Source organism: Streptococcus ruminantium (assembly GCF_003609975.1).
Classification (GTDB): Bacteria; Bacillota; Bacilli; order Lactobacillales; family Streptococcaceae; genus Streptococcus; species Streptococcus ruminantium.
In genome coordinates this window covers 960,593-983,099 of record NZ_AP018400.1, presented here as the reverse complement: position 1 = coordinate 983,099, position 22,507 = coordinate 960,593, and the positions used below count along the sequence as shown (strand labels likewise).

Annotated in this window: 18 protein-coding genes and 2 pseudogenes; 4 read left to right on the top strand and 16 right to left on the bottom strand. The window is 35.3% G+C overall.

Translation table 11 applies throughout. The annotated features are described in order from the left end of the window. Window positions 1-87: 87 nt before the first annotated feature. Window positions 88-1,563 (bottom strand): PIN-like domain-containing protein, encoded by a 1,476-nt coding sequence (locus SR187_RS04745; protein ID WP_120171674.1) that lies wholly within the window; start codon window positions 1,561-1,563, stop codon window positions 88-90. Window positions 1,564-1,862: 299 nt separating this feature from the next. Between SR187_RS04745 and SR187_RS10080 the strand changes: the two are divergent. Continuing rightward, window positions 1,863-2,263, top strand: a pseudogene (locus tag SR187_RS10080) (transposase); the annotation flags it as partial. A gap of 94 nt (window positions 2,264-2,357) precedes the next feature. Here the strand turns inward: SR187_RS10080 and SR187_RS04740 are convergent. The 10 genes from SR187_RS04740 to SR187_RS04700 all read right to left on the bottom strand — a co-directional run bounded on the left by SR187_RS04740 (window position 2,358) and on the right by SR187_RS04700 (window position 9,331). Further along, window positions 2,358-3,212, bottom strand: a complete 855-nt coding sequence (locus SR187_RS04740; protein ID WP_120171673.1) for an acyltransferase — start codon at window positions 3,210-3,212, stop codon at window positions 2,358-2,360. A gap of 6 nt (window positions 3,213-3,218) precedes the next feature. Beyond that, the gene (locus SR187_RS04735; protein WP_160113877.1) at window positions 3,219-3,683 is read right to left on the bottom strand and encodes a Mov34/MPN/PAD-1 family protein; all 465 of its coding nucleotides are present in this window, start codon (window positions 3,681-3,683) and stop codon (window positions 3,219-3,221) included. Next, window positions 3,661-4,509, bottom strand: a complete 849-nt coding sequence (locus SR187_RS10075) for a HesA/MoeB/ThiF family protein (protein ID WP_231996458.1) — start codon at window positions 4,507-4,509, stop codon at window positions 3,661-3,663. The genes SR187_RS04735 and SR187_RS10075 overlap by 23 nt, the downstream gene beginning before the upstream one ends. After that, window positions 4,506-5,426 carry an E2/UBC family protein gene (locus SR187_RS10070; RefSeq protein WP_231996457.1) on the bottom strand — a complete coding sequence of 307 codons (921 nt, stop codon included), beginning with the start codon at window positions 5,424-5,426 and terminating at the stop codon, window positions 4,506-4,508. The genes SR187_RS10075 and SR187_RS10070 overlap by 4 nt, the downstream gene beginning before the upstream one ends. A gap of 8 nt (window positions 5,427-5,434) precedes the next feature. Next, complete coding sequence (locus tag SR187_RS04725; RefSeq protein WP_120171671.1) at window positions 5,435-6,457, bottom strand: cyclic GMP-AMP synthase DncV-like nucleotidyltransferase; 1,023 nt, start codon at window positions 6,455-6,457, stop codon at window positions 5,435-5,437. A 106-nt stretch (window positions 6,458-6,563) separates the two neighbouring features. Then, entirely contained in the window at window positions 6,564-6,860 is a 297-nt protein-coding gene (locus SR187_RS04720; RefSeq protein ID WP_162496987.1) for a hypothetical protein, read from the bottom strand. Between the two features lie 49 nt (window positions 6,861-6,909). Next, window positions 6,910-7,299 carry a DUF5945 family protein gene (locus SR187_RS04715; RefSeq protein WP_120171669.1) on the bottom strand — a complete coding sequence of 130 codons (390 nt, stop codon included), beginning with the start codon at window positions 7,297-7,299 and terminating at the stop codon, window positions 6,910-6,912. Then, window positions 7,296-7,523, bottom strand: coding sequence for a DUF5965 family protein (locus SR187_RS04710; RefSeq protein ID WP_024388338.1), 228 nt, complete (start codon window positions 7,521-7,523; stop codon window positions 7,296-7,298). The genes SR187_RS04715 and SR187_RS04710 overlap by 4 nt, the downstream gene beginning before the upstream one ends. A 53-nt stretch (window positions 7,524-7,576) precedes the next feature. Further along, window positions 7,577-8,653 carry a toprim domain-containing protein gene (locus tag SR187_RS04705; RefSeq protein WP_120171668.1) on the bottom strand — a complete coding sequence of 359 codons (1,077 nt, stop codon included), beginning with the start codon at window positions 8,651-8,653 and terminating at the stop codon, window positions 7,577-7,579. 39 nt (window positions 8,654-8,692) lie between these two features. After that, entirely contained in the window at window positions 8,693-9,331 is a 639-nt protein-coding gene (locus SR187_RS04700; protein WP_044774505.1) for a hypothetical protein, read from the bottom strand. A gap of 241 nt (window positions 9,332-9,572) precedes the next feature. Here SR187_RS04700 and SR187_RS04695 point away from each other — a divergent pair, with 241 nt between their 5' ends. The 3 genes from SR187_RS04695 (at window position 9,573) to SR187_RS10060 (ending at window position 12,348) form a co-directional block, all read left to right on the top strand. After that, window positions 9,573-10,505, top strand: a complete 933-nt coding sequence (locus SR187_RS04695; protein ID WP_231996456.1) for an HNH endonuclease — start codon at window positions 9,573-9,575, stop codon at window positions 10,503-10,505. A 3-nt stretch (window positions 10,506-10,508) separates the two neighbouring features. Continuing rightward, complete coding sequence (locus SR187_RS10065; protein WP_231996455.1) at window positions 10,509-11,384, top strand: hypothetical protein; 876 nt, start codon at window positions 10,509-10,511, stop codon at window positions 11,382-11,384. A gap of 481 nt (window positions 11,385-11,865) precedes the next feature. Further along, entirely contained in the window at window positions 11,866-12,348 is a 483-nt protein-coding gene (locus SR187_RS10060) for a hypothetical protein (RefSeq protein WP_231996454.1), read from the top strand. 164 nt (window positions 12,349-12,512) lie between these two features. On the opposite strand, the gene SR187_RS04685 is transcribed toward SR187_RS10060, so the two are convergent. From SR187_RS04685 to SR187_RS04665, 5 genes and pseudogenes are all read right to left on the bottom strand, one after another. Continuing rightward, entirely contained in the window at window positions 12,513-12,803 is a 291-nt protein-coding gene (locus tag SR187_RS04685) for a DUF5966 family protein (RefSeq protein WP_120171666.1), read from the bottom strand. A gap of 14 nt (window positions 12,804-12,817) precedes the next feature. Then, the gene (locus SR187_RS04680) at window positions 12,818-13,117 is read right to left on the bottom strand and encodes a DUF5962 family protein (RefSeq protein ID WP_120171665.1); all 300 of its coding nucleotides are present in this window, start codon (window positions 13,115-13,117) and stop codon (window positions 12,818-12,820) included. Window positions 13,118-13,186: 69 nt separating this feature from the next. After that, window positions 13,187-14,128, bottom strand: a pseudogene (locus SR187_RS04675) (hypothetical protein); the annotation flags it as partial. A 104-nt stretch (window positions 14,129-14,232) separates the two neighbouring features. Continuing rightward, complete coding sequence (locus tag SR187_RS04670; protein ID WP_120171663.1) at window positions 14,233-16,044, bottom strand: reverse transcriptase domain-containing protein; 1,812 nt, start codon at window positions 16,042-16,044, stop codon at window positions 14,233-14,235. 564 nt (window positions 16,045-16,608) lie between these two features. Next, the gene (locus SR187_RS04665; RefSeq protein WP_120171662.1) at window positions 16,609-22,503 is read right to left on the bottom strand and encodes a DEAD/DEAH box helicase family protein; all 5,895 of its coding nucleotides are present in this window, start codon (window positions 22,501-22,503) and stop codon (window positions 16,609-16,611) included. Between the last annotated feature and the right edge of the window lie 4 nt (window positions 22,504-22,507).

The following is a 22,507-nucleotide window of genomic DNA, read 5'->3' as shown; positions in this document are numbered from 1 at the left end:
GAAGATTTGGAGAAGGTATCACATTGTTGAAGAGAATACAAAAATAGAGAGCCTGAGCTCTCATGAAAAATAATTTTCTTTTTGTTTTTATATATCATCATCAAAATTGAATAACTCATCTGTATCAGCTGAACTATTAAGTTTTCTATGGTTCGTATATCTTGGACCTTGAAGAGCAAGATAATCAGTTCCCATTGGTATGGGACGTTTTAATGGCAATGCTTTACCTTCAAATATAACCATTTTTTTGCCTGGCTTAAACGGTGAATCAACTATACGGTCTATTTTTGCAACATATGTGACTGCTGATACAGGAGCGCTCTGGTAAGCAGCAATATATTTTAAATATGGAATTCTATCATTCTTAATATTTATTGAATACCAACGATTTTCTTCAAGGAAAACACCTTTAAATCCATCTATTTTTGCTGGAACTATAATCGTATCTCTAAAACTCATGTCCTCTAAATCAAAGTATTTAGAAAGATTATCTTCCACTTCATCCGATACTTCAATCCCACCGAAATCAATTAAGTCATTAGCAGTAGAGACACTGCTATCTAACTCTATATTAAAGCCATAATCCTTTTTAAATTCATCTTCTGAAATATCAGGTGTCACTGATTTAATAAATTCAAATGAAGTATTATGATGAATATATGAATTCGTTTTAGTAAAAAATTCAATCGATAAATCTGGATAAAGCTCTTTGGTGTCTTTTTTAACCCAATCTTCTTTTTCAGTATCATCAGATACTAGTATATATTCTTTAAATTTGGACTGATTTTGAGCATAGTCTATCAATTCAAGCCATAACAACATATCCCCGTACTTCTTCGGAATCTCTAGGTTTCCCCATAATCTACTTCCTACTTTATTTAAATCCTTTTCTGAATTGCCTGGGAATAATTTCATTTTTTCACGATTTTTACATTGGTTTACAAATTCTTCCAATTTTTCAATGTCATACTGCGCTCCTACAATTATTCGAGAGTCACCATTATCAATAATATTATTTAATTTTGAAAGTTGTAGATTCATACTTGAAGTATGATTTTCAATCTTGTGATTAATTGTTGTAAGATAACTTTCCTTCCAAGTATCAAAAATTGACTTTGACTTCGACGTAATTTGGTCAAATAATTCAGCTAAACCGTCTTCATTATCAATCAGCTGGTTAAAATACGCTCTACTATCCTCAGAAACTCTTTTTCCAACAATATTTTTTTCAATAATATGTTTATCAAACATATTATTGAATTTTGTTTTAATTTCACTCATTTCAGAAGAAAGTTTTTTTTCTGAATAGGAACTTAAATATTCTTTTGTTCCCTCTAATAAACTTGAAGTCTTACTTAGGACATCCGGAACATTGTAATTGAATTCAACCCAAACAATAAATGGTATATATATATTAAAATTAACGTTAAATATTGCATCAAAATATTTTTCTGATTGATTTACTGAGCTCAGCGCTCCAAGAAGGTAGTTTGTATCCAAAACAACACACACGTCATCGTTATGTTGTAACTCTTTTTCAGTAATACCATTAATATAGCTCATCGCTTTACCTCCAAAATATTATGATTCTTTTAAATCTGTTTGTTGTTTTTATTCAATGCCTTTTTCAGTCTGTTCACCTAATAATTAGTCTATGGGGACAACATAAACATTGGCAATTTGAGCAAATTTTCTGAAGTTGGTATGACTTTGCTGAGTAAGTCCTCAAATTCAGACTTATTATAGCATAAATTTTTGCTAAAAAACTGTATAAAATATGAAAATATTTTTTCTGAAAACTATGTTTTCTCCATGTATTTGTTGCAGGTTGAAATTGAAATGGAATATCTTCTATTCACGATTCACGAACGTTCATACAAATCTTTACGCTTCGTGAGATTGTCGATAAGATTGTGGATCACTCTGAAGAACTATGCTATTATTATAATCTTTATCAGATTCTGCTTTTTCATTTTCAAGAAAAGAGACCTATTGATTTCTTAAGACTGATCTAAGACCGTTTTGACGGTGTCAATCAGGTATTTTCATCCATCTTAAAAACTTTTATGAAATATAAAGCTTACCTACAAATACTCTTAACCTACCTTATTCTAACGTTAAATAGGAAGCAACTAACAAGATTGTCAAAGATATCAAACGCCATACTTTTGGTTTTCGAAACTTCACAAACTTTGACACTAAAATTCTTATCGTTTTGAACATTCAAAAGAAGAGGAACCATTTACTCATCTCTCGATCCTAGCTACTCATCTAACCACAAAAATTGACAAAGAGCCAATATAATTTGCAATAAAACACTAAGAAGAGTTTTACAATTCTCAACCATTGATTTCCTATTAATTTTCGTATATCACAAATGGATCTTTATAAATTTGAGTTTCATCCATCTGTATCACCGAAACTTTATCGAAACCTGATCTATCTAATGTTAAAAATGACTTTCCTACAATTCTTTGTGTATTTAAAGGATTTGTTGTCATAAATAGATTAACCTCATTATAGGTGTTAACTATTTTTTGTACCTCTTCTCTAACTGTACTAACTAATTGAGGATTATTATATCTGTTACCACTATACTTTCGTTGTGATGAAATTTTTACTGTTGTATTTTCCAAATAGTCAGATGCTAATTTTTCTAAAGGAATATCATATGTATCACATACTAATAAATTGACAACTTTATTTTTCTTGTTTTCAATTGGATACTCAACAATAATTTCTCCTTGAAATTCATCATATTGAACAACTGAAGATTCAGAGATAAATTCTGAAAAAACTCCATTAATAATAAGTTCAAACTGCATTGGTATTGAGACACCTATAAGTTGTAACTTTCGATAGCCTAATATATTTGCTGCAATCCACAGCCTCTTATAGCAGTTATGAAGATATACAGAATGACCATCATTAAATGTTCGTTCAGCATTGTTTTTTCTAAAAATCATCAATAATGAAGTAGAGATTAATAAATAAAGAACTATATAAGTAGCGGTAGAATTATCAGGAATTATTTCAAAAACAGCTCTCGTAAAAAAATTGGTATTTGATATTTTTTCAACTTCAACCAGGGTCCAACTCTTCCCAATCAAATAACAAATCAGAATTGGAAATATAAAAATTAATACTAATGGTAAATAAAATTTTTGAGACCAAAAAAAGAATTTCTTAAATAATTTATTTTTTCGATTCATACGTATCTATACATCCTTAAAATAGATTAGTGTGGATTGCCACTTATTTGATTCCCTATAGTAGAATCTACCAGCCCGAAGTCCAACTATCAAAAAGAATAATCTGTCATCATTATCTGAGATAATTTTTTCCCATGAGCTAATGTCAACACAAGATGCAGTAGGTATATCTTCAGGATGGGTATGCCATTCTCCAATTAAACTTATAAAACCTGAACTTTTACCAAAATAATCATCTGCAAACTTCTGGTGATATGGAGAAGTTTTTGAGAATTTAAATCTACTTCTTACATCATTATCCTGTGGTTCTGAAAAATTAATAATAAGTATCGAATTATTTAAAAGTCTCTTACCAACAAAAATACCACCTGCTTCAGGTTCCAAACCCAATTGCCTAAACTCTAGTAATGAATTAAAAATATCAGATGGTATTACAATTTGATATTTATTATTCAGATTTACATAAATCAACTTTATAATCTCCGTTACACTCTGGACAAGATATATTTGTTCTTAAAGAAACATTTAATAAATCACTATTTTTTATACAATTGTAGTATCGAACACTATATGTAAATCCTTCTTTTCCAAACTGTTTATCTGAACCAATTTCTGATACTAGTCTGTTTTCAGAAGAAAATTCCCCATCCAAGTACTGTAAATATACTTCTATAGCTTTATTTGCCAAAGAACTAGGCGCAATAACATTATAAGGAATAAATGAAGAATAACAGCTAGCTAGACGCTTTTCAAATATTTGATTTTTCTCTGCAAAAGAGGCTCTATTATTAACAAGATGCCCATCTTCATAGTTCATACACATATAGCATCCATTATTTTGCGGAGAAACTAGTAGGTTATGATACCCAACTCCATATGGATCTAACCAGCAATACAATACCGTTTTTCCAATCTTTCTGAAAAAATGATTAATTTCAAAATTAGTTTTAGTATCTCCGACACAAGAAAAAACGAAATCATATTCATAAAATAAATTTGGATTCTTCCGAACTATTTCTTGAAATCGGATACCCTCACATTCAATTTCTAAATCAGGATTTTCTTTTTTCAATCTATCTTCTAAAGCGTCTACTTTTTGAATATTATCTATTATACTATCCATACCTAAGTAGTGCCTTGAAATGTTATCGACCGTTAAAAAATCAGGATCTATTAAAAGAAGTTTATTTATACCCATTTTAGATAAATTGTTTGCAACAAATGATCCTACAGATCCAAGTCCAACAATTATAACTTTTTTATTCAGAAAATCATATTCTTGGGATGTCCTACTCACTCTATACTCCTTGTCGAATCTTGTAATATATACTGGAGTAATGTTGAAACTCCTATTTTTTGATTTTTTAGCCTTAGAACCAATTTTTTTCTATCTTTATTTTTTTGTAGTACCTTATTATCAATTTTAAATGGATATTTGAAAGTTCTAGACTCAAAATGCGCACCAAACAAAACATAATCATTATCAGATATAGGAAGTGATAAAATTAATATGAATGACTTTCTTTTCATTTTACACCACTTTTGGAAGCGGCGTCTAACACCCGAAGATAGATTTCCTGTGATCATTTTCTTAAACGTTGCTTCTGTTAGTTCATTCAGGGGATTAGGAGGAATCACAGAATTCGAATCTTTAAGTGGAAGTATATAAACATCTCTACTTTTTTTAGAATGTGGCACAACACTCCCTTTGAGTTGTGAACCATAATTAAAAAGATGGAATTTCTGATTCGACAGGACTAATTCATATTTCTCAAATGTACTGACCCTGGATAAGTAACTTCGAATCTCTATATATTTTGTTTTTGATTTCAAACAACTGATATACCAATATGACAGAAACTCTTTCCTGAGCTCTTCGGTCATTTTTGGTGTATCCCAACTATCCAGTAATTCCTTTACTTTTTCACAGCAATCTTTTAATAATCCACTTGGATTATTAAAGTCCCAAATTAAATTATCTTCTGAAATGTAACACAATTTCCCTTCGGAACCGACATGGCTGTACCATTTATTAAAATCCATATAATTTGAAAGATAGATTTCAGGAAGTGAATGGGGAAAATCATTAGAAATGATAATTTTTAAGGTAAATTTTTTATATTGATAAAAATAGCATTCCTTATCTTCTAATTCCAGGCTCTCTGAAGGTATTTCGTCAAAATACATCTGGAATATTTCTTTTTTTTCTAACATACATGCCTCTAAGCACTTGGATAATCACTGATTATAGCCCGAGTTCCAAAGTTTTCTGCTGTCTCTTTTTGTTCAATAATAGGAAAATCATCACCAAACTGTTTACTCAATATTTTTGTAGACTCACTTAAATCAGTAGACTTTATTGCCTCATCTAGTGAGTCTCTTAATTTTTCTAATTTATTCTTAAAGGCTTCCATTTGTATATTTGATACCCTTTCATATACATCGGTATATGGCTTAACCGGTAAGTAAACCTCTAATCTCGGATAAAATAAGTCTCTGTCAACATCATATGTACCCGAAAATGAATTAATCATAGTATTTACTAAATTTCTTAAAGCTGAAATATCATCATAAGTAGTGTTTCCTGATAAATAGTCTACTTTTTTGCTTACAGAAAAATTACTGACAGCAAAAACTGAAATTCCAATTCCTGTCGGTCTATTATCTTGATTTTTAAATTTGAGATCTTTCCATCTTTTTAAGTAACGAATTACTCTCCGAAATTGGTATCTGTCTTCGGAGTTCTCCATAGCATTATTAATTTTTTTCGTTAATTCTACAGGGTCTGCTTCCTCCCATTTAATATTTTCATCAATACTATTAAGTTTTCCTCTGGCTAAAAAATAGTTATCATTTTCAGTACAATACACCGCTATATCAATGTGAACATTATCTTCAGGAAATGATACTGTCACACATGGATTTTTTACTTTGACTCTATTTTCACCAAATTCGGAGACTAGTGCATCAAAAATAAATTTTTTTACCTCTTTAGGAGAATTCGAATGTCTATCAACATCGATTTTTAAACCTCTATCTAAGTCATAATCTCCTTCATCGATCGGTAAAATACCTGTGTAAGTTGAGTAGCTTCCTTGGTTAAAAAAGCTTTTTCCAAATTCTGAAACACCATTGTTAATTACTTCTTCAACCTTTTTACGTTTGTCGATTAAAACCTTTTTATCATCAGCATCTAGCTTAATTGTGTCGTGAAATTTAATAAACTGTGACTGTAAAGTTGGCATGAGTTCCTCCTTAAATTAAAGTCGTTATTTATCTTCATTATATCATGTAATACGACAATTGTTGAATTATTAATTGAATGATAAAAACTTCTCTATAATTGGTCTGTTATTTGTTATTATTGCTCTCTCGCCTACCTTGTCTAAATCTCTCAATATTTTTTTCCAATTGTTCCATGTTAATTTTATTTTTCGCTTCCTGAATCGACTTATCAAGACTTTGTTCCTCATCGGTTATAACGGTTTGAGATATTTCAACGCTCCTATCAGGCTTGAAATTTGTATCAAAAAACACATCTAGGATTTTCTCTACTTTAGTTAGTTCACTATCTGACATCCCTGATAGTCGATGAATCAGTCGTTTGAATTGATTCTGATTCTGTGTTTTCTTTTGAAAAAATTTCATTATCTTCTCCTTAAATTGTAAAAAGGTAGCCCGCATAGGACTACCTGACTTATAAATCATCAATGGCTACTGAAATAGCCTGTAACTTTTTATTTTGGATTTTCTTTTCATCAATCAATTGATAAAGTTCTTCAATTTGCTTCTGACAGGCGGAAATATCCTTGTTGTTTTGTGCAATGGTATCTGCCAAGTGCTGTTTGTAGTCACTTGTGATATTTACTTTCTTAGGTTGACTTTGTTTAACTTTTGATTCCGGCGTTTGGTCATCTTTAGATTTTGACTCCTTTTGTTGCTGTTCAAAAGCAGCCACATAATCTACTTCTTCAATTGGTTTTTCATCCTGTTTATGGAAAAGTGCTGCGATTTTAGCTCGTTCTTCATGGGACGATGTTGGTTTCACATCATCTAGTGGTTGATCAAAATTCCATGTTTTACTCATTCTATATCCTCATTTCTGTAATCTGGGTGTAGTGTGGTTTCTTTACCAAAGGCTTGCTCTAGTGCTTCATGAAATGACAACTGACTAGATTGTTGCCGTTTGATAAAGGTACTGTACATAGCAGTTTGTAGTTGGTCTCGATAGTTTTCCAATTTCTCCGTCTCACGTGAGACCTTTTCTTCTTGTCTAGCTACTTTTTCAGCCAGACGTTCAATCACACTCATAGGGTGTCCTCCTTGTCACTTTCTAGATTATGATAGCGGACTTGATTTTGTTATCACAATTCCATAGCACGCTCTCGTTTTGGTGGAGGATGATCTCTAATGACTTTTGTTTGGGCTGACTGGATAAGATCTCTTAAAGATAATTCCTTTTGTCGTTTCACAATATCATTCCAATCTGACTTTGTTTCAAGTCCCTGCAATGGTGGTAAATCTTGAGCGATTAGAAGTCCTTTGTCTATAAGTTTCTGACAAAATTCTCTTCCTGCCTCATCGTTATCAACAGCCAATGTTAATGCATTTGAATGGTTTTGGAAGAAGGTTGTCGTCTCTTGTATTGCCTGAAGATAATGGCTAAGTCTGCTTGGTTTTACTGTATCTAGAAATTCCAATTTCCCCTGTTCCTCTGCTGCTAGACGCAAGACTTGGTAAGCAATCACTGAAAGTTTTAAGCCTTCCATTGAAATCAGGCGAACATCTGATAGCTGCTTGTGATGAAGCTGATAATAACTCATCATATCGATAACTGATTCACAAAAAATGAGTCGCTTAGGATTCCCAATATCGAAACTAATACCGACATGGCCATGAGATCCTTTCGTGATTTTTCTGAGATAACCTCGATCGTGTTTTTCTTCATTTTTGACGAGACCTTGAAGGCTTGCGGCCTGTAAGATCCCATTATGGTCACAGCTTTTAAATACTAAAACCGACTCCGCTTGATAAATAGCTTGAGCAAGCAATCCTTGTCTGTCAAAGGTATGAATAGTCTGATCACTTAGGCCACGGATGTCTTTTAAGTAAAAACGTGCTTGCTGAAAGGGTTCTTCATGCAAACAATAGTGAAACGGTTGATAAGTTTCTTCTATCACCTTAGCTTGTTCAAAATCTCCATTTTCAAGATAAGACACAGCCTCTTTGAAAGAAACACCTGCCACTAATTGAACAAAGTCTATCACATCCCCTTGTATATCTCTTGAAAACCATTTGAAAGTATTAGTATCCGCAAAAATCCGAAAGGAATCATGGTCTGGGTGTTCATAAATGTGTCCTGATAAACGTCTGAAGGAATAACCCAGACTTTCAGCCACATTTAAAATGGCCTTTTGTTTTACTGCTTTTATTCGTGTCATCTTATCTCCCTATCAAAAAAAGCAGAAGACTGTCTCCTGCTAGTTGTTCTCACTTGTTGTAGTTCCTTGGATCGTTGGTATGCTGGAATTGGCTCCATCTGTTGCTTCTTTCATGTCCTCCAGTTTCCCATTCCAAATGGTCAACTGATTAACTAGGAGCTTGTCGGAAACTTTGGAGTAGGATAACATAACCGTCTTAGTTTCTGTCTGAGTGGTTCGCTGTTGTTGCTCACTCAAATCAGAAACATAGGTCACTTGATAGGTAACTTCCGCAAGTGCAACATTGCTTTCTGTATTGACATAGATACTGGCTGATTCAAATCGGTAGTCAAGCATATAGTCTTTATAAACTTGATTGATCGCTTTATTCTGATTTGCTTCCTCTTCTGAAAATGCCGAATCCGTCATGTAGGGCTTGATACGAGCGTTATTTTCACCCAGCTGAACCTTGGTGAAATATTGAGTGAGAAATTCTTTGACAAGCTCATCTGATAGGACTGTCGCTCTTTCCTCCTGCTTTTTCTTTGACACAAGTTTATTGGCTTCTGCTCGTATTTGGTTCTCTGTTTGCTTTGAAATGGTTTGTGAGCCAATCGTGTAGCCAATCATGACCATAAAACTGACTGCGATTAAACCTCCTACTCCAATCAGAAATCGAGCTTTCACTTTATTTAACATGGCTTACTCCTTTATTAGTGATAGCCACATCATAACAAGATTAACTTGGAGATTTTATCACAGGAAGTTAAAACTAATCTATATTCCCCAAAAATTCATAATTAGAAATCTAAATAAATTTTTCCTTAATCGTTACAATAAAATCTCAATCTAATTAATTGAATTTTCTTCTATGCTTCATATTTTCCAATTAATCAGATATAATATATTTTAAGTAACGAATTAGGAAGGGTGAGTTATATTGATTACAATTACTCTGATGGATATTGATGAGATCAATAAGCTATGTACTAATGTTTATAAGAATATGAATAATAATTACCGAAACAACTTAAATCAATGGTGTTTAAAAAAGGTAGATCCTATATTTAAAAAAATTTTAAATAGACAGTTATCAGATAAACCGTTCTTAGATATTATGTTGCTTTCTTATAATGAAATAGAAAAACTCAGTAAATCTCCTTCAATCAAAAATTTAGATTACAACTACAGCATAAAAAGTAATAAAAAACTCAAAAGCAAAACAGCTGTTTCAGTTAAAGACTATCTTATCAATAATGTTTATAATGCAATTAGCAAAGACAGTAACCGTAAGAGTATTCTATCAATAACTCGTCTATCAGTCTGCCCTTATTGTAATCGTAATTTTATGAATTCTTCCAATAATAAAAATACTTGCGAATTAGATCATTTTTGGCACAAATCACAATTTCCTATTTTCGCAGCTTCTTTTTTTAATCTGATTCCCTCCTGTCCAAGTTGTAATAGAAATAAAGGTACTCATCCGTTTTTATTATCACCATATAAAAATGAAATCTCATCAGATAATAGAATAACTTTTAGTTGGTGGCCTTTGGAGGGGGATTTCTTGTCAAATCATAACTCTATACGCATTATTTCGGAGACTTATAATAATTATGGAAATGACTATAGTTTATTAGACTTAGAGAGTTTATATCAAATACACAGTGATCTCGTTTTAGATGCAATTTTAAAGAAAATTTTTATTCCAGAACATTATTTGAACGAAATTAATAATATAATTCCATTATCGGACAGTGACATCAATAGACTATTTACTGGTGTGTATACTGCTGAAAAAGATTACTATAGAAGGCCTCTGTCAAAATTAATTTCGGACATATATGTTGAATTAAATAATTTAGAAAGGTAGAAAATGAAACTTTTAGGATTGATTATACGTGATTATGAAAATTTAATAAGCAAACAAATTTTTCATTTTTCAGATGAGTACACTATAAACTTCGATTGGAATGAAACAATAACAATTAATAAAAATCCAAACTACATTGCCGAGTTTTATGGAGAAAATGTCACAAATATCACGGCAATTGTAGGAATAAATGGTGTTGGAAAAACAACTTTACTAAACTTTATTGGGTTTAAATTCTCAGAGCGAAAAGAATTTCTAAGTAAATACGAATACTTTATTTTCTATGAATTAGATGAATCAATTTTCATTGAATTTAATAATAAGCATGCAATAAAACAAATAATTTTTAATAATCAGATTATAAAAACTAATGATGGACTTATCGCAGATATTAAAACTGTATTACTCAGAAAACAAGGAAACACTTATCATATTACTGATAATGTTCCTAACGGAAGCATAAACTACATTTTCAAAAAATATCACCAATATAGTTTTAGTGAAAATAATGACGAATTTGACACATTATTCGGCAATAACTTGATCACTAGATACTTATATCAACCTCCTTCTAATTATAATGTTATTCAAGCATTTAGATTACTAAAAATAAATGATTTCTTCCCCTCAAATAAAATAATGAAATATAGAATTTCATATTGGTCTTATGATGAACTACAATCCTTATTAATTGATAAAGGTATTTATATCAAAGGATTTTTTGAGCCTCCTAAACTTCTCTTAACGCTTGGTAAAGATGATTTGCAATCTCATTTTATTAATCAAATAGTTGACTTTCTTATAAATTTAATGCTTACCTTGAAGGAAGGATACTATTTTGGAACAGAACTTGGTTCTACTTTTAAAACAAATTCATAAATATCTAGCTTTGAACTTTCAAAGTATTCAAATAGATATTTTATATCTTAAAACTGATGAAACTTCTAAAATTTTACAAGATTATTTTAGACATAACTTTCCTCAAGTAAACATAGATAACCTACCAAATTACTGATTTTATTAATTTTCAATAAAAGCAATGCAATTATTATGGAAAACTTCTGACCACTTAGAAGTAGATAATAACTCATTCATTATTGATTTTCATCAGAAACAAAAGATTAACGATTTTCTAATGGGATATAGAAAGCTTCTGCATTGTAATAAAATAAACTCTAAAGGTATGTGTATTTCCTGAAGATAATTTATTTTTAAGTTACATGAACTATCGTCTACAGGAGAAGAAATTTAATTCAATTTTAGGACAATTAATTGAATTGATTTCAAATGCTGAAAGTGGGAACCATATAATTTTAATAGATGAAATAGATGAATCGTTCCATCCTCTTGGTCAAATAAAATGGTTCAACTCTTAAGTTTATGCTGTACTTACTTTTTAGATACTGCAAGTCCTTCTTATCAAAATGCAACTTTTCAGTTTATTATTACAACCCATTCCCCATTTATTTTATCTGATATAAAAAATCATAATGTGATTTCACTAAAAGAATATAACGGAAAAGTGATTTCAAAGCAAGTTGATACCTTTGCTAAAAACATACAACGAATAATATATGAGGAAATGGAGACAAGTGATATCTATGGAAGTTTTGCTCAAAGTAAGTTAAATAAAATCATAAATATCCTTAATCAACCAACTATTTCCCCTACATTAATAGAACAAACTAAAATTGAAATACAAACTATTAATGAACCAATAATACGTAACAAACTCAATCAGATGCTATCTGAAAAAGTTTCACCTAACGAGAAAATCAAGCTATTAATTTCTGATTTAACATCTGAAGAACTTGAATTACTAAAAAACAATTTATCAGAATAACACGTCAATATTGAATAAACATCTGAAAGAGGCTGGGCAAAAAGTCTTAAAAATAGTAAATGGCTTAGAGTAACGTCGTCAGAAAACGTTGATTCTAAGCCATTTTATTTTGTCCAATTTTCAACAGCAAGGCGGAAATTTGAGTTTTTCACAACCTCTATTAGTTATGCTATCCGACTTCTAATCACTTTGACCACAAGTCCGAATATAAGCAGAACATTAAATCCAATATAGAAAGTGGTAAAGCTCAAAATACCATTGGTCGCTAAATCTTCCACATATAGGTATTGATCTGTAAAAAAGAGGTAAATTCCATAGACTTCTGTGAAAGCTAAAAATCCGATTAATCCAATAACAAATAAGCTTCCAAGCATCTTCGCAATCTGGTAAAGGACAAGTAAAATTAGTCCTGTTGCTGCGATAATCAAAAGACTTTGAATGATTTGTTCTAACATATCTACACCACTTTCTACGCTAATTGCTTACGATAATAATCTGCCTGTCCCTTGTCTAGTTTATCAAGTTGTTCAACCAGGTCAAGATACTCTTCTTTGGTGACCTCATCTAAGTCTGGAAAGTCATTCTCACGAGTCGTGATAATTACCTCTAATTGACCAATGATTTCTCGCTTTGAAAAGCTGTAATCAAGGGTTTCATCTTCATATTGTTCCTTTAAGGCTTGATAGTTATCTCTATCTTCAGGGCTTGTAAAACCTTGTGCTAACCATTCTTCTAATTGGTAACGTATATCTTCTACTGTCTGGGTCATAATCAATTCTCCTTTGATGATTTCTTGACTTCATTTTACCGCGTTCATTATTTTTTGTCAGCCTTTTTCTTAAAAATCAAGAGAAAGTTGTTGGTCGTGTTGTGGTTGGATCGTTTCATTGAACTTAGCTAGGGCTGCATCAATTTCCTCAACCTCTGCTTCTTGTTCAACCAACGGGGCAAGAAGGTCATACTTAGCTTTAACCAGCTGATAATCCTCTTCTTTAGGAAAGACCTTTTCCACTTCAACCCTTGCGACTGCTAGCTTATCTTTTAGATTATTGGCCATTTCTTCTGTCTTTTCTTGGAAGATATGGTCTATGGCATTAGTAATGCGTTGAATGGTTCCCACATCTGATTTCAAGTCTAAAGAGACAGAATACTGGTTGCTACCTGAAATGGTTAAAGACACCATATCTGGTAAGGGCTCACTAGGACTTCTGGTTGCCATTTTAAGCTCAAACCCTCTAAAGGTTGCAAGCGTTCTTACTTCTTTGGTTTCAGAACGGTTATAGGTAATGAGTTTACGTAGATAGTCTCCAGCTTCTGCACGGTTATCCATCATCTGATTATCAAATCGCATGGCAAAATCTTGTGACTTAGTTCCTAAGGATTGGGCAATATCTCGGTCATATTGACTAAGGCGTTTCTCAAGGGCAGGGAGGTTCTGCTCACAGTAAGAAATGGTATGGCGATACTCATCTTTGGAGCGATTAAAGGCACGCTTTTGATTGTCCAATACCGTCAACTCATTCTCTAGTTCCATTTTTAGTTTGAGATAAGGATTACCTGTCGCTAAAGCCTTAAAGTCTGAAGCAGTCATGGTTTGTTCATCAATGTCTTCTGCCGACCGCACAGGGTCTTTAGAGGTCATGATTTGCGTGATGTATTTGAGTTTATTCTCCTGAGTTTGCCAGAGGTAGTTGTCGAAGCTCCCTTTCGTAATGTAATGGTAAATATCTACCTCTTGGTGCATATTGCCTTGACGAATTAATCTACCATTGCGTTGTAGGCTAAGTACCCAGCGCCTTACCGTATTACTACGGCAGGTTTCCAAATACTCGCCCCCGAACCGTACGTACACCTTTCAATGTATACGGCTCTCCATTTATAAACTCAATCTAACTTGCCATAATGTAATTTCTTATGGCAATCTTTACACAGTGCTATTGTTTTCCGTTGTCTAGAAATCATCAAGCGTTCCCAAAAAGTCTTTTTCTTTAAATCCTTGAGTTTTCTCACATGATGAATTTCAATGAGACTATTGGTAGCTTGACAGTACTCACAACGGTTTGCTTTTAATCTATCAATTAAATTGGTTCGGCTAAAATATTTTGCCGTGTTTGGTAAATTATCATTTTCTAGGAAAGATTTCTTTTGACGTTTAAAGCCTCCATTATAGAAATAACGGGTCATTGTATCTCCTTTACGTCCAATATACTGTATCCTGAATTGACCATCCTTTTTATATTTACGGATGATGTGAGATTTAGTCGTACGATACTTGGTCGCATAGGTTTTATACATGCTATATTCCATAATATACTTAAAGCGATGGAGGATAGAACTGTTGTTAGCGATACAATAATAGTTATAAAAACCTCTTATTTCCGCATTGTAGCGTTCTAAAATCTCTAAATCATCACAGTCTTTCATAAAATAACGAGCTGTTGGTTTCCAAACTTCGTGACCTCTATGATAAGTCATTTTCATAGCCCCATAGGACAGTAATCTATCTCGAATCGTTTCAATAGAAACCTCTAAAACCAATCTACCTGTATAATTTCTGACCAATCGTCCTGCCGAATCACGTTTGGCTAAATTGGATTGGCGAATGTACAGATGATAACCCAGAAACCTCGCTTTATCTCTTGCATTGGTAATCAGGGTTTTCTCTTCAGAGAGTTCCAATTTGAGAACCGTTTCCAAATAGTCCTTAATGTCTGCTTTAATACGACGAGCGTCCTCTTTACTTCCAATCACACCACAGATAAAATCATCTGCATTTCGGGTATAGGTTAGACGCTTAAAACTACTATCCATAGGGTCGCTATGAGGAATCAATATTCTTTCTTTTTCTAATTGACGAATACGTTGAATGGCTTCTTGGCGTTGGTTTTCCGTCGAAGTACACTCTAGTGTTCTTCTTGCTTTTCCCAGTGCAATCTCATTTTGGCGATATTCTGGGGTGCGTTTACGGTATTTCCCTTCACAGAAGTTCTTCACATAATCTGTCATATATTTATCAAACTTATCCAAATAGATATTGGCTAGAATTGGACTGATTATTCCTCCTTGTGGAGTTCCTGAGTAGGTTTTGTAGAATTTCCAATCTTCCACATATCCTGCATTGAGAAATTTACGAATCAGGCGTAAGAAACGCTCATCCGTAATTCTTTCTCGTAGAATTTGAATCATCACATCGTGGTTGATATTATCAAAAAACGATTTGATATCTCCTTCAATAAACCACTTTACTCCTGTATAGGTTTTCTGAATTTGAGTAAGTGCTGAATGACAGCTTTTATTCGGACGAAAACCATGGGAAGAGGATTCAAATTGTCCCTCGTAGATGGATTCCAAAATCATTTTGATAACCTGTTGTAAGAGCTTATCATCAAATGATGGAATACCTAGTGGACGTGGCTTCCCATTCTTTTTAGGAATATAGGTTCGTCTTGATGGATGTGGCTGATAAGATTCATCTTTCAGGGAATCAATCAATTGGTCAATTCTAGCCATACTCATACCATCAATCGTCAACTCATCTACTCCAGGTGTCATGTGTCCTGGGTTAGCGTAAATCGTTTGATAGGCAACTAAGTACATTTCTTTGTTGTAAAGTAAGCGATAAAGTCGCTCAAATTGATAGTTTTTATCTTTACTGTGTTTTGTTAGATTGTTTAACACATTTTGAGGATTTCTCATGGTGTCTCGCACACCTTCCTTTCCATAATGTTAATGTTATAAACTGTTCCCCTTCGCCATGTACGTGCCATTAACACGCTCGAACTACTACGGGAACTCCGTTACCTTATCAAATATTCATAAACCTGATGTTTAATAGCTTTTACAAGCATTTTGACTTAGGTAATCTCCGTTTAGCTGGTATAGTAACATAGCTTGATAATTTCATCGGATAGGACGTTCATCTGTTTTCATTTACTATGAATACGCTATGGAATCCCTTTGCTTCACTACCTCGAACAGTGATAATGAAGTTCCATAGTATGAGGATTTTAGTTATCTTACCTCACAGTCCTGACACAGACCGTTTAGACTATCCTTCAATCAGTTTAGATTTTATCCTTATAATTATCTCAGTAACAACTGTTACATTGTCATCTCCTCATTCAGTCGTGATGTGATAACTCATCAACTTATGAGTTTCCCAACGTGCTTTGTTCCCTGATATTTGGTTTCCCTCACAGGTCAGTTGGGTGATGATAGGCATTAAGGTCACGCCTACTACTTTGCCAAAAAGTAGATTTACTATACCGCCTTTACGGACGCACGAACAATATCAGAGGGACGCCAGGGAACGTCTAAATGGTGGACTGCTTTCATACGAGACTGCACGTTTAATCCTGTTCCACCTTTTTCCGTAGAAGCCATGAGAATCCTGACTTCCCCACTATTGACCTTGCGTGACAGAGAGTTTTTCTTGTCATCCGTATTAGCGTCATGGACAAAGGCAATTGCTTCTTTGGGAATCCCTCTATCCACTAAGAGGTCTTTCAATTCATTGTAAACGTCAAAGCCCTCTTCCTTATTCTTAGGCGTTCCAATATCTGAGAAAATCATCTGGGTAGCTTTATCATCTTCTCCCTCACGGTAAATGCGTTCCACATTGTCCACTACTTGAAGAATCTTCTGATTGTCCGATAAGGTATAGGCTGGGTCAATGAGACGCATGTCAATAGCTAGTTTTCTAGCTTCCCCAGTGATTTTTAACATGTTATCGACACTAGGGTCAACGCTACCTGACTTGATAGCGTCTGAACGATCAACCAACTCTTCAAGGTAGTATTTCTGAGCTTCTGTCAATTCGCTCTCCACCGCAATAACTTTAGCTTCAGGTACAGGTAAATCAAGCATATCTGAGGTCTGAATATCAGCTGTTTCCTTATAAATCCGCATGAGTTCAGGCAGGTTCACAAACTTCTTAAAGCGTTTCTTGGGTTGGTATTTATCCCCTGTCGGTGCTAGTTCCATAGAATTTTCGATATTCCCAAAAGCCCCTACCCATGAATCAAAATTAGAGACCTGGTATCGTTCTAGGACATCGGGTTGGATATAGCTCATCATGGTATAGAGTTCACTAATAGAGTTAGAGACTGGTGTTCCTGTCGCAAAGACCACATTACGATAGTCGTGTTCTCCTTGAACCTGTCTCACTTTCATCTCCATATCCACGTTCTTTTTAGAAGTCGTGTTGGTAATCCCTGCGACATTCCCAAGGCCTGTAATGGGTCTGATATTCTTAAAATGGTGAGCTTCGTCCACAAAGAGGAAGTCAATCCCAAGGTTTTCAAATTCAATAAAGGTATCACGTTCCAACTTTTGAAGTTCTTCCAATTGGTGCTCTAAGCCCTTAATAGAACGCTCTGCTTCTTTAACAGTATAATCACTATCACTACCTTGCTTGATGTCACGAAGTTGTTGTAACTTATCTTGAATATAGGTCACTTGCTTTTCATGACTCATGGGAATTTTCTCAAACTGGGAATCCCCAATGACAATGGCATCGTAGTCCCCTGTGATAATCCGTGAGACAAACTGCTTGCGTTTGGCTTTCGCAAAATCTTTCTTGGTCGTCACATAGACATTCTTGGTTGGGAAGAACTTCATGATTTCTTGGCCAAACTGAGCGGTCAGACTTGATGGCACCACATAAAGAGGCTTATGCACCATACCCAATTCTTTCAGTTTGAATCCTGCCCCAAGCATGGTTAAGGTCTTACCTGAACCCACTTCATGAGCTAGAAGCGCTCGTTTTTCTTCCACAATCCGTTGAATAGCATTCTTTTGGTGAGGGCGTAAGGAAATATTCTGGGCAAGCCCATCAATGGTTAAATGGCTGCCATCATAAACTTTTGAGACTGTACGATTATAAAGGCTATTATAGGTCTCTTCAATCATCTGTTGCACCTCTGGGTAACTAGCCACAAAATCTTGGAAGAGTTCTTGAAGTTGTGTTTCCTTAGCACGTAGAACCGTTGTCTTCTCCACGTCCGTCACATGCTTTTTCTTATCCCCATCTTCCACTTGTTTGGTAATGGTTGGTTGATTGGAATTAAGCAGGTTTTCAAAGATTTTACGACCACTATCATACCGAGACCCAGGTACACCTAGACTTCTATCCGTTGCGGTAGAATACCTAAAGGCAAACTTGGATTGGTAAGACATCGTCCCATCAATCGGACTGACTTCAAGAACAGTTGATACTTCTTGGTCAGTCAGGTCAAAAGTTTGTCCCATAAAGGTTTCTTGGGCAAATTTCCCATAAACGGCTAGAGGAATCCAACGTGAGCCAATCCGATAATCAATATCAGCTAAGGTCACACGTGGTGGTTTCACGTCTTCTAAGAGACCTTGATAATAGACCCAAGGAAAATCAGAGTTGTCTGCTTTAATGAGTAAGTCCACAGCCTCTAACTTAGTCACCACATCTCCTGATAAGAAGTCCTGCCGAGACACATAGACCACTTCCCTATCGTTTAGATAGCGTTCTGGGTCTGGAATAATAGCGTCTCCTAATTCCTCAATCAAAGTCGCTTTAGAGTCTGTTTGATAAATAGACATCATGTAATCCAAATCTACACCACGGCCATCTGCTAGACTAGAATTGAGAGCGTCAAGGGCAGAAGAAACTGCCGTCACTTCCTTTTCAGGACGAACCAAGGCTTTTTCAAAGGCAAGAGATTTGGTATAGATAACTGTCTTCCCACTCGGGTCAAGACTTTCATCTTCTAAACTCGCAAGGAGCGAATACTTATCATCACTATCAAAAAGGTTACGATTCACAGCACTATTGACATAACCAAAGCGTTTCACAAAAGTATCATAGGTGCGATTGAGATGTCCTAACAAGTGGTTAAACTCATCTCTGTCGTAATCATAGTAGCGCTGAATGGCAATCACCTCTTGGTAGGCGTTCCGAATATCAACCATCCCTTTAATCCGTGCCACTTCTTTCTCTGACAAGGGAGCTTCATAAAAGACGGTCTTTTTGAAATACCCCTTAAATCGCCCACGTTTGGTGGCTTCTTCGGTCACATAAACATCAAGAGCAGTACTATCGGTGACTTCGAGGTCATTAAAGCGGTCAATCTGTTTTTGCGAATGCTTGGTATCCCATGCCTTAAAGGTCCCCTCCTCGTCCACATAGTAGCTAATCTCCTCAGTTTTTGTCCCTACACGAATGCCCTTATGATCACGGTAGTAAACCGTAGAATCTTTATAGCCAAAGCTATACTGGTCTAAGGTTTCTCTGATTTCAGGCGGAACAGAGGTATCAATGACTTGTATTCTCATCACATCAGGACTGATGAAGATATCAGAAGGGTCAACAGTTCTAGGCGCTTTAACCTGTTTAAGAGCCATCTGAACATCTGCTAGCAAATTATCAGAAGTTCCTCTCACAGAAAGTGTCCCTCCGTTAAAGTTTCTAACCTCATAGGTCCCAAGAACCTGACTATTGTAGTCTCCATCAAAGTAAGGATTCAACCAAATACGGTCATCCTTGTCATAGCGAATAGAACCTGAAAAAGCTAAATCATCTGCCACATATCCCTTATCCATATGTTTCTGGAAGAACAACATGTCTGTTGTGACATTGGTACCTGCAATGGCCTTAAAGGCGCTATCTGGTAAACGCACACCACCAAGGAAATCAGTCGTCTCACGAATGTCCTGGAGAATATTTTCTGTCCGTTTGTCCATGGTTCCTGTGGAGGAAATCATAGCGACTTGCCCACCATCATGCACCAAATCAAGGGATTTTTTAACAAAGTAATCATGAATCATATAGGGTTTATCATAGCGACTATCGGCAATCCTGATATTGGCAAAAGGCACATTTGAGAGAACCAAATCAAAGCTATTGTCATTAAAGGCAATGGTCTCAAAGCCCTTTACTTCAATGTGACTATTCGGTTGAAGGTGTTTGGCAATAGCACCTGTAATCGTGTCTAACTCTACACCATACAGCTCACTATTTTCTCTCAGGTGTTTAGGCATTGCCGCAAAGAAATTTCCCGTTCCCATAGACGGGTCTAGGATTTTACCACCAGTAAAGCCATCACGTTCTAACTTCTCCCACATCTGACGAATCAAGAGAGGGTCTGTGTAGTAAGCGGTCAAAGAAGATTGTTTCATGTCCGAATACTCTTTATCGGTGACTAGTGTTTTTAATGCCTCACGTTCCTTAGAAAACTTTGGGTTATACTCGTCAAAGAACTCGTTAGCTAAGCCTCCCCAGCCCACGTATTTGGCAAGCAGTTCTTGTTCACTTGGTGTGGCTTGACGGTGTTCAGATTCAAGACTTTTCACCAAACGAATAGTAGCTACGTTGGTTTCAACCTTATCCCTTGTTGTCTTAGGGTAAAAGTCTGTCAAATCTTCTGGAAAGTAAAAATCAGTGGTTGGGGGTGTCTTAATGACTTCAGAAAGTTCTGGCTCACCCTCCGTTTCAAATATTTCAGTTTTTTCTGCTTCACTTTCTGTGACTGGTTCTTGGGAAACAATGTCTTGATGGTCATCATCCATAAAGGAAAAGAGGTCTAATTCTTGTTGAGGTTCTTCCACTTCCTCTTTTTCTTCGACAGATGGAACATGAAGAGCCTGAGTGATGTCCTCTAATGTCCGTAAGAAAAGAACTGGATTTTGCTCAATCACATCTGTGAAGTCATTTTGTAGTTCAACCCGTATCAAGTTATTAACGCCTGAGTCCTCAATGGCCATTACCTGAAACTCTTGCCCCTTATAAGTTACTCTAGAATCAATCGGGTAGCGTTGAAGGGCTTCTTCTACGATAGGATTTGGTAGTTTTTCTTGAGTCACAATGATTTCAGGTTCTGTTTGCGATAGGTGTTCTCGCCATTCTCCAAAGGATAGGTCTGGTTGGGACAGTTTGTCCCTTTCAAAGGTTCTTGCTTCTTCAAGATTGAGGTCTTCATGCAAGAAGGCGTAGGCAATGGGTCTTGATTCTTCTAAGTCTAGCTGACTGGTCAAGAAAAATTCTGCCTTGTCATAAGCAAGTCCCATCTGAAGCAATTCTGTCGCAAGGGCTAATTGAGTAACGGTTGCTTTAGGATAGCCCCCTAGTAAGGCTAGGTCGGCATTCTTCAAATGAAAACGCCCTGCAGCATCTATCAGTATCCCACGTTGCTGCTCATCAATGTCAGCTAAGTCTATCCCTAAATTGGTCAATTTTTCGGTATTTTCAGCCAAAATAGTTTGACCAATTTCAGTTAAGATTACTTCTTCTTGAGGTGTTAGAGGACGTTGAAAGTCATAGGCTGTCCCATCTGCTTCTAAATAGGTTAATAGCTCATTGTCCTCATAGATTGGCGTCATTTCCATTTCATGGTCAAACTCCCCACGTCTCAAGTTTGGTAGTTTTGGACGGCTATTTCGCACTTGGTCAAAGTGACTTAATATCTCAAATTTTTGGGACAAGTTTAGATGTTCATAGGCTGGTAAATGTTCTGTTTGCCCTGTTCGCAAATCCAGTTGCGATAACTCGTCCTCATCAAGACTTGCGATTATGACAAGTCCTTCTTCCCGAAAGGTGATGTCCTGAGAAGGTTCTGGAACTACTTTTTCTTCAACCGCCTCCTTTTTTTCCTCCAACGTTTCCTGGATACTTCTTAGTTCAGGTTCATAGGTGAGAAGAAACTGTTCAATATCACGGCTAATACGATTAGACAAATTATTGGCCACTCGGTAGACATTAACCAAATTAGCAGCTTTGCCTTTATCCAAAAGAGAAGCTACCGAAATGGACTGATAGGCGCCTTCTTGGTCTAAGAGCTGAAAGCGAGTGGCTAGGTTAAAGAGGGCTACCTCAATCACCAAGGCTTTCTCATCACTTGATAATTGGTGTAACTTCTTTAATCCAGCTTGACCAAAGGTCTGTGTGTAGCTGCTTAGGTCCGTCACTCCATCAAAGGGGCTTGCCTCTACAAAAGCAGAAACTTCTGTTTCAAAGCGAACCACTTGAACAGGTGAGGTGACTATTCCTCTTTGGGTTGTAAAATTTTGGATAAGGCTATCCCAATCCTCATCAAAATGGACTGCTTGATAGCGTAAAAAGGATTCCAAAAGAATCTGGTCACGTGGCAATCTTGCCCGCAACATTTCAAGTAATTGTTCTTGAGTCATATGT

Coding starts and splice junctions, on each gene's coding strand:
- SR187_RS04745 (WP_120171674.1), bottom strand. CDS start 1,563: ATGAGCTATATTAATGGTATTACTGAAAAAGAGTTACAACATAACGAT.
- SR187_RS04740 (WP_120171673.1), bottom strand. CDS start 3,212: ATGAATCGAAAAAATAAATTATTTAAGAAATTCTTTTTTTGGTCTCAA.
- SR187_RS10070 (WP_231996457.1), bottom strand. CDS start 5,426: ATGTTAGAAAAAAAAGAAATATTCCAGATGTATTTTGACGAAATACCT.
- SR187_RS04725 (WP_120171671.1), bottom strand. CDS start 6,457: ATGCCAACTTTACAGTCACAGTTTATTAAATTTCACGACACAATTAAG.
- SR187_RS04720 (WP_162496987.1), bottom strand. CDS start 6,860: ATGAAATTTTTTCAAAAGAAAACACAGAATCAGAATCAATTCAAACGA.
- SR187_RS04715 (WP_120171669.1), bottom strand. CDS start 7,299: ATGAGTAAAACATGGAATTTTGATCAACCACTAGATGATGTGAAACCA.
- SR187_RS04710 (WP_024388338.1), bottom strand. CDS start 7,523: ATGAGTGTGATTGAACGTCTGGCTGAAAAAGTAGCTAGACAAGAAGAA.
- SR187_RS04705 (WP_120171668.1), bottom strand. CDS start 8,653: ATGACACGAATAAAAGCAGTAAAACAAAAGGCCATTTTAAATGTGGCT.
- SR187_RS04700 (WP_044774505.1), bottom strand. CDS start 9,331: ATGTTAAATAAAGTGAAAGCTCGATTTCTGATTGGAGTAGGAGGTTTA.
- SR187_RS10065 (WP_231996455.1), top strand. CDS start 10,509: ATGAAACTTTTAGGATTGATTATACGTGATTATGAAAATTTAATAAGC.
- SR187_RS10060 (WP_231996454.1), top strand. CDS start 11,866: ATGGTTCAACTCTTAAGTTTATGCTGTACTTACTTTTTAGATACTGCA.
- SR187_RS04685 (WP_120171666.1), bottom strand. CDS start 12,803: ATGTTAGAACAAATCATTCAAAGTCTTTTGATTATCGCAGCAACAGGA.
- SR187_RS04680 (WP_120171665.1), bottom strand. CDS start 13,117: ATGACCCAGACAGTAGAAGATATACGTTACCAATTAGAAGAATGGTTA.
- SR187_RS04670 (WP_120171663.1), bottom strand. CDS start 16,044: ATGAGAAATCCTCAAAATGTGTTAAACAATCTAACAAAACACAGTAAA.
- SR187_RS04665 (WP_120171662.1), bottom strand. CDS start 22,503: ATGACTCAAGAACAATTACTTGAAATGTTGCGGGCAAGATTGCCACGT.